The sequence below is a fragment of the Streptomyces sp. NPDC001292 genome, from assembly GCF_042896465.1.
GTDB lineage: Bacteria > Actinomycetota > Actinomycetes > Streptomycetales > Streptomycetaceae > Streptomyces.
On sequence record NZ_JBIAXG010000134.1, the window covers coordinates 1 to 1666 of the forward strand.

Here is a 1666-nt window from a genome sequence, read left to right on the forward strand (position 1 = left end):
GCCGCCTTCGCGCAGGTCCTCGGAGTGGAGGAGGTCGGCGTCCACGACGACTTCTTCGCCCTGGGCGGACACTCACTCCTCGCCGTACGACTGGTCAGCCGGATAAGGGCCGTGCTCGGCGTCGAAGTCTCGATACGCATGCTGTTCGAGGCCCCCACCGTGGCGGAACTGGCCACACGCCTGGCCGACGTCGGAACGGCCAGGGCGGCACTGACGGCAGTAGAGCGTCCGGAGCGGGTCCCGCTGTCGTTCGCGCAGCGCCGGCTGTGGTTCCTCGGACAGCTCGAGGGCCCGAGTGCGACGTACAACATCCCCCTGGTGCTCGGTCTGGGAGGTGACGTCGACCGCGAGGCGCTGGGCGCGGCACTGCGGGATGTGATGGGGCGGCACGAGGTGCTGCGCACGGTGTTCGCCGTCGCGGCCGGAGAGCCGTACCAGCGCATCCTGGATCTTCAGGATCTGGAGTGGGAGCTCCAGGTGGTCGACGTGGCGCTGGAGGAGCTGGCCGGTGCGGTCGCCGCGGCACAGACGTACGCCTTCGACCTCGCGGTCGAAGTGCCCTTCCGGGCCTGGCTCTTCGACGCGGGGTCGGGGGAGCGGGTGCTGGTCGTGGTGGTGCACCACATCGCCGGCGACGGCTGGTCGACCGGTCCGCTCGCGCGTGACGTGTCGAATGCGTACGCGGCGCGGCGCGAGGGACGAATTCCCGAGTGGGCGGAACTCCCGGTGCAGTACGCCGACTACACCCTGTGGCAGCGCGAACTCCTGGGTGAGGAGAGCGACCCGGAGAGTCTGATCTCCCGCCAGGTGGCGTATTGGAGGACAGCGCTGGCGGGTGTTCCGGAGGAGCTGGAGCTGCCGTACGACCGGCCGCGTCCGGCGGTGGCGAGCTACCAGGGGCGCAGTGTGCCTCTGGAGATCCCCGCGGACGTGCATGCGCGGCTGGTGGAGCTGGCGCGGGCCGAGGGCGTGACCGTGTTCATGGTGCTGCAGGCGGCCCTGGCCACGCTGCTGTCCAGGATGGGCGCGGGCACCGACATCCCGATCGGTTCGGCGATTGCCGGCCGCACGGACGAGGCCCTGGACGACCTGGTCGGCTTCTTCGTCAACACGCTGGTGATCCGCACCGACCTGTCGGGAGACCCTACATTCCGCGAGCTGCTGGCGCGGGTGCGGGAGACGGGGCTGTCGGCCTTCGCCCATCAGGATGTGCCGTTCGAGCGGCTGGTGGAGGAGCTGGCCCCGGCGCGGTCACTGGCCCGGCACCCGCTGTTCCAGGTGATGCTCACCGTTCAGAACGTCACCGAGGCGACGGTGAACCTTCCCGGCGCAGGCGGCGGGGGGATGTCGGCCGGAGCGCAGGCGGCCAAGTTCGACATCGAAATGAGTGTCGGCGAGGTCTTCGACGACGCGGGCGCGTCGGTGGGCCTGCGTGGCGTGATGACGGTGGCGGCGGATCTGTTCGATGCCGCTACGGCTGAGGAGTTGGCGGCGCGGTGGGTGTGGGCGCTGGAGGCGCTTGTTGCCGATCCGTCGGTGCGGGTCTCGGCGCTGGATGTGCTGGGTGAGGCCGAGCGGCGTCGGGTGTTGGTGGAGTGGAACGACACGGCTGCTGAGGTGCCGGATGTGTCGTTGGTGGGGTTGCTGGAGTCGCAGGTGGCGCGGA

Annotated in this window: 1 protein-coding gene; it reads left to right on the top strand. The window is 70.1% G+C overall.

Going from position 1 to position 1666, the window contains the following annotated elements; all coding sequences use genetic code 11:
* Positions 1-1666: condensation domain-containing protein (locus ACFY4A_RS42560; RefSeq protein ID WP_390834669.1), on the top strand; the 1666-nt coding region annotated here is incomplete at both ends.